The following is a 6,021-nucleotide window of genomic DNA, read 5'->3' as shown; positions in this document are numbered from 1 at the left end:
AGGTTCGAGATGATCTGTGGCCGCGATGATGAAACCACCGTGCCCGGCGCATGCACGATCTCGGCCACCCAGGCGATAGCGGCCCAGCCCAGGAACAGCACCACCACCGCCCCGATGGCCCAGATCGTCATCGAGGGGCGGCGGCCATTCGCTTCGGCCAGGTCGTGATCATAGATCGCGGTCATTTGGCACCTGCCTGTTTGCTCAGATGCGCCAGCACGGCATCACGCGGGCCGTCCACGGCCATCTTGCCATTTTGCAGGATCAGCGTCCGTTCCGTCAGTTGCAGGATCGGCACGCGATGGGTGGCAATCACCGCCGTGCGGCCTTTCAGCCAATGGTGCAGACGGCTGACCAGCGTGGCCTCCAGCGTCTGATCCAGCGCGGCGGTGGGTTCATCCAGCAGCACGACCGAAGGGTCTTGCAGCCACAGACGCGCCCAGCCGATCGACTGCTTCTGCCCGACCGACAGGCCCTCGCCCAGCTCGCGGATCTCCAGATCCAGCCCGCGCGGATGGTTGCGCACGAAGGGGCCGAGGCCCGCGAAATCCAGCGCGGCCAGCATGCGGCTGTCGTCGCGCTCCAACTGGGTCATGTTCAGGTTGTCGCGGATCGTGCCCGCGAACAGCCGCACATCCTGACCCAGATAGCCGACACCCCGGCGCAGGTCGCGCGGATGCACCTGCGCAAGGTCCACGCCATCAATCAGCACGCGGCCCTTGGTCGGATCATAAAGCCCGGCCAGCAGACGCAGCAGCGTCGATTTGCCGGAACCGTTGGAGCCAAGAATGGCCACATGCTGCCCCTGCGGGATCACGATGCCCGGAATATCCACCACCGGGGCGGATTTCGGGTCATAGCTGAACTCGATATTGCGCAGCTCGTATTGGCCGGTGATCTTTTCGCGGCGCAGATAGTGGCGGCCAGCCTCTTCCTGCTGCGGTGCCCCTGCGATGGCATCCAACCCGGCCAGCGCCTCGCGGACATTGGCCCAACGCGCCATGGTGCCCGCCACTTGCGACAGCGGCCCAAGGGTGCGCGAGGTCAGAATGCCGATGGCGATGATGGTGCCCACGGTAAACTCGCCGGCGAACACCAGATAGGCGCCAATCACCACAGCGGCGATATAGGTCAGCTGCTGCATCGCCTGCGCCCAATAGGTGAGCATCGAGGAGAGGTGCCGCTGGTCCGAGTTCTTGACCGCCGACAGCGCCGAAAGCTCGGCCCAGACGCGGCGGATACGGTCCTGCGCGCGCTGCGTGGTGACGGTTTCATGCTCATAGACCGCTTCATACAGCAGCCGCGCCGCACGGGTGGAGGCGCCTTGCGTTTCCTTGGTCAGCGCCATCATCTTCTTCTGGAAGAAGATGCCCGGCAGCACCATCAACAGCGACCCCGCGATCAACACCCAAACCAGGTTGCCACCGATCGAGGCGACCAGCGCGAAGAAGATGAACAGGAAGGGCAGATCGGCCAGCGTGCCGATGGTGGTGGAGGTGAAGAACTCGCGCACCGCGCCGAATTCGCGCATGGCGGCAAAGGTCTGGCTCGGGGTGGCGCGGTTCGGCCCGGCCTTCATACCCAACAGGCGCTCCATCAGGCGTTCCTGCACCGCAAGTTCGATCCGGCGGCCGGTCAGATCCATCAGGGTCGAGCGGGCGATTTTCAGGAACCCTTCCATCATCACCGCCAGCATGGCGCCAAGGGCCAGAACCCACAGGGTCGCCTGGCTTTGATGCGGGATCACCCGGTCATAGACTTGCAGCGAGAACATGGCGACCGCAACGGCCAGCAGGTTCGCCACCAGCGAGCCCGCCGCCACCTCGATGAACTGACGGCGGAAATTGCGGAACTCGCCCCAGAACCAATGCGAGGGGGTCTTGTTTTCGATATGCCGGGTTTCCAGCTGCTCCAGCGAGGGGCGCGCGCGCAGGATGGCGCCATCAAAGACCGGGGCAAATTCGTCAACCGTGGCTTCCGACTGCTTGTCGGGCAGGCTGGCATCATAGATCGACAGCCGGTCCTCGGTCTGGCCCAGAACCAGCACGATCTGGCCAGAGGTCATCTGCGCCAACGCGGGCCACAGCGTCGGCATCAGGGCGGGCACCTTGTCGACGCGCGCGCTCATGCCCATGCGAGTCAGGGCGCGGGCGATCTCGTAAAGGCCCGGCACCTCATTGCTGCGATTGGCCAGCTCGATCTGTTCGCCAAGGTCCGAAACCGGCACTTCGGCGCCGCACAGACCCAGATAAACCGAGGTCAGCCGTGCCCGCGCCGCGATCTTTTCGGCATGGCGATTGGCAACCGGCGCCGCCGGAACGGCAATGGCAGGCCGCGCGGCGACCTGCTGCTGGGCACCCGTCGCGGCGCGACCGGCGTTGATGTCAAAGGCGATGATCCGATTTTCGCTCACAATGCTGCCCCGTCCACCAATACACCCCTGTCTCGCGCGATTTGCAGCTGCAACAGGGCAATTTCATACTTCAGCGATGCCTGTTCCCGCTGCATGCCCGACCAACTTTCGAACATGTTCACAAGCTCCAGCAACGAGCGTCGGCCGACCTTGTACTGTTCGGTGAACATGTCAAGGGTCGCCCCGGTCTGCGCCAGCACGGTTTCACCCTCGGCGCGGCGGGCCTGAAGCGTGGTGATCTGGTGTTGCAGCGCGATGAGGTTGCGATTGGCCTCATCCGAGGCCCGGGCAATGCGGCGGTCTGTCAGCTCGCCGGTCATGGCCAGCGCCTCAAGCTCGGCCCCGGTGCCCAGACCGATGGCATTGTCGAAATCGACCGAAAGGCCGCTTTCCACATCGCCATCCTGATCCAGATTGGCGACAGCCTTGAGGCCCGGACGATAGCCCGATTTCGCCATATCGGCTTCGGCAAGGCTGCGGCTGCCTTCGGCACGGGCTTTCAGCACTGCCAGCGGCTCGGGTGCGCCTGCATCTGCGGGCAAGGCTTGCAGGCCCGACAGGCCAGACAACGGGCGCGCGGCCATGGCCTCCAGCGAGGCAATGGATTGCTGCGCCTGAAAGCGGTCGTCATTGGCCTTGGCCCGCATTTCCGAGGTTTTTTGCTGGATGATGCGCTGCTCTGAACGGTCGGACATGCCGCCTTCCAGACGGATGCCCACGATCCGCTCGAATTCCGCCATGCGGCCCACGGCCTGATTGGCCAGGTTGGCCTGCTCCAGCGCGCGCTGCGCCCGAATGTAATGGCCCAGACCCTCGAAAACCCGCTGGTTGAAATCTTGCGCCAGCGTGGTGGCCGCCACCTCGACATCGGCGGCCGCAAAGGCGCGCTCGGCCTTCCGCCCGCCGCCGTCAAACAACACCTGTTCCAGAAGCAGCGAGGCAAAGGTCTCGCCCAGATCGGTCAGCGACAAGGACGGCCGGATCGAGGGCAGCCAGTTGGTCGCCCGCGCCTCGGCCTTCAGCCGCGCCACGCGCAGCTCGGCCCGCGCCGGGGCGGCATTGGCCTCGATCACCGCCTGCGCGACCTCGGCATAAGCCCCCGAACCCGGCAGGATGGATTTGCGCGACAGCAACTCGCCGATGATGGCCGAGCGGTTCTGCGTGTCGTCGCCCGCCCGGCGGATTTCGCCGCCGGGGGTCATGCTGGATTTGGCGACGCCCGGACCATCGCTGCCCATGCACCCGGCCAGCGCCAGGGTGAGCAGGATCGCCGGGCCGGAGCGCAAGGCTCCGGCACGTCTGGTGTGACCGCGATGGCCGGGCATCTGCCCCCCTCCGTCAGATCGTGTTAACGGTGACGTCGTCTTCGATACGCAGGGTCGTGTCGCCCAGCGTATAGATGTGATAGCCGCCTTCATGCGTGTAGGTAGCCGAGCCGAAGCCGGTCAGGTTCACGGTGTCATCCGCGCCACCCTTGATGAGCAGCTCTTCGTTCAGCCCGGTCAGGCGGTTCAGGTCGGTCGCCGACAGCGTCAGCTCGGCCCCGGCGGCCTCGCGCAGGTCGATCTGGCTGAAGTCGAAATCAGACAGACCCACATTGCCCAGGTCCACATCGCCCACGGCGCCCTTGTTGTCGACGATGATCAGCGAGCTGTTCTCGTTGCCCGCGCCATCCTCGGCCGTCACCACCAGGAAGGTGCCATCCGGAACCTTGCCATTGGTGAACTCGAACAAGGTATCGCCACCCAGATTGGCGGATTCGGTCGTCAGCTTGGTGACCGAGCCATCCGAATTGACGCGCGTGAACTCGTACTGGTCCTCCGAGGCGGCAGTATAGTTGCCATCGGTATCCAGACGCACGCTGGTCATGCCACCATCCACGTCCTTCTCGAAGCGGACGAAATCGGCCACATCCGGCAATTCGGTATCCACGGTGACCGGGATCACCGTCGTGGAGCTGAAGTTGCCCGCGCGGTCCACCGCATAGACCGAGACGTTCATCGTGCCGTCAGCCATGTCAGGCAGCTGCGAGGCGGTGAAGGTCGCCGACCAGTTGCCCGAGGCATTCGCCACAACCTGCGCCGTGGTGCCGTTCGACAGCGTGATATAGACGGTCGAACCCGCTTCCACCTTGCCGGTCAGGGTCACGCCATCATGGCGCTCGCCCGCGTCCAGCACATTGTCGCCTGCAAAGCTGCCGACATTGAAGCCGGTCACCACCTGGTCCACCTGCACCTTGTCGGTCAGCGTGGCGGTGTTGCCATACTGATCGGTCAGCTTCACCACCACATCGGCCAGCTTCTCGCCCGCCGGGATCTCGCCCGCCGGAATGGTGACAGTCCAGCCGGTGCCGATCACGGTGGCGGTGTGGAAGGTCTTGCCATCGAAGGAGACCTGAACCGTCGAGTCAGCCTCGACCGTGCCGGTGATCGTCAGACCATCCTGCGCCTCGACCTTGTTCAGGATGGCGTCATCCTTGCCATCATGGGTCGAATAGCTGTCGATCTTGCCCGAAACCTCGGTGTCCACCTTCACCACATGGCTGTCGGTGGCGGTGTTGCCAGCCGCATCCGTCGCCGTCACGGTGACCGTCGAGTCATAGGTGCCGCTGCGGATTTCACTGCCCGCATAGGTCACTTTCCAGGTGCCATCGGCGCCCACGGTGGTCGTGCGGGTCACACCCTCGAACTCCACGCTGATCGACGCGCCCACCTCGCCGGTGCCGCTGAGCGTGACGCCCGCAGCCTTCTCGGCGCCCGAGACGACATTGTCGCTCATCTGGGTGTCGCTGAAGGCGACCTCGGTGATGGTGTCGATCACCACATTTTCGGTGATCGTGGTCATGTTGCCCAGCGGATCGGTCGCGGTGATGGTGGCGGCGACCGTGTGTTCGCCATCCGCGATTTCCGAGGTGGCAAAGGTCACCGACCAGTTGCCATGAGCATCTGCCACAACGCTGTGGGTCGCGCCGCCGATGGTGACGGCCACGGTCGCACCTGCCTCGCTGGTGCCGCCGATGGTCACGCCATCCTTGTATTCGGCGCCATTTTCCACATCGCCCACGCTTTCCACACCGACGGTTGCATCCACCGGCGGGGGGGTCATGTCGATCAGGAAGTCCGGCCCGTCCAGCGTCCAGGTCTGACCGCCGCCCGTCACGGTGACGGTCGAGCTGTAATCGCCGTCAGCCGGGAAGCTGTCGCCCTTGAATTCCACGCCCCATTTGCCATCGGTGCCGATGGTCGTGGTCTGGGTTTCGCCGCCGATCACCACGACAACCGTATCCCCCGGATGCCCCGTGCCGGTCACAACCAGCTTGGGGTCCTCGGTGTTGGTCGTCAGCGTCGAGTCTGCGTCCGGACTATCAACGGTGGGCGGGGTGTGTTCGCCGCCGTCATCGTCGTCATCATCATCATCGTCGTCGTCGCCGTCATCATCATCGTCGTCGCCGTCATCATCGTCGTCGCCGTCATCATCATCGTCGTCGTCGCCGTCATCATCATCGTCGTCGTCGCCGTCATCATCGTCGTCGTCGCCGTCATCATCGTCGTCGTCGCCGTCATCATCGTCGTCGTCGGCGTCATCTTCGTCGTCGTCGGGGTCGTCTT

At 64.5% G+C, this 6,021-nt stretch carries 4 protein-coding genes and 2 pseudogenes; 1 reads left to right on the top strand and 5 read right to left on the bottom strand.

From position 1 onward, the window contains the following. From JNN06_RS07195 to JNN06_RS17640, 5 genes and pseudogenes are all read right to left on the bottom strand, one after another. A pseudogene (locus tag JNN06_RS07195) lies at nucleotides 1-185 on the bottom strand (transporter); the annotation flags it as partial. Continuing rightward, nucleotides 182-2,413, bottom strand: a complete 2,232-nt coding sequence (locus JNN06_RS07190) for an ATP-binding cassette domain-containing protein (protein WP_291238914.1) — start codon at nucleotides 2,411-2,413, stop codon at nucleotides 182-184. The gene JNN06_RS07190 and the pseudogene JNN06_RS07195, both read right to left, overlap by 4 nt. Beyond that, complete coding sequence (locus JNN06_RS07185; protein WP_291238913.1) at nucleotides 2,410-3,738, bottom strand: TolC family protein; 1,329 nt, start codon at nucleotides 3,736-3,738, stop codon at nucleotides 2,410-2,412. Before JNN06_RS07185 ends, JNN06_RS07190 begins: the two co-directional genes overlap by 4 nt. Nucleotides 3,739-3,751: 13 nt before the next feature. Further along, the gene (locus JNN06_RS07180) at nucleotides 3,752-5,518 is read right to left on the bottom strand and encodes an Ig-like domain-containing protein (RefSeq protein ID WP_366812589.1); all 1,767 of its coding nucleotides are present in this window, start codon (nucleotides 5,516-5,518) and stop codon (nucleotides 3,752-3,754) included. Between the two features lie 60 nt (nucleotides 5,519-5,578). Further along, nucleotides 5,579-5,782 (bottom strand): annotated as a pseudogene (locus JNN06_RS17640) (hypothetical protein); the annotation flags it as partial. Nucleotides 5,783-5,794: 12 nt separating this feature from the next. On the opposite strand from JNN06_RS17640, the gene JNN06_RS07170 reads away from it, so the two are divergent. Beyond that, nucleotides 5,795-6,021: hypothetical protein (locus tag JNN06_RS07170; RefSeq protein ID WP_291238916.1), on the top strand; the 227-nt coding region annotated here is incomplete at its 3' end.

The organism is Gemmobacter sp., assembly GCF_016792925.1.
In the GTDB taxonomy this organism is placed as follows: domain Bacteria; phylum Pseudomonadota; class Alphaproteobacteria; order Rhodobacterales; family Rhodobacteraceae; genus Gemmobacter.
This window is presented reverse-complemented; position numbering and strand designations above follow the sequence as displayed.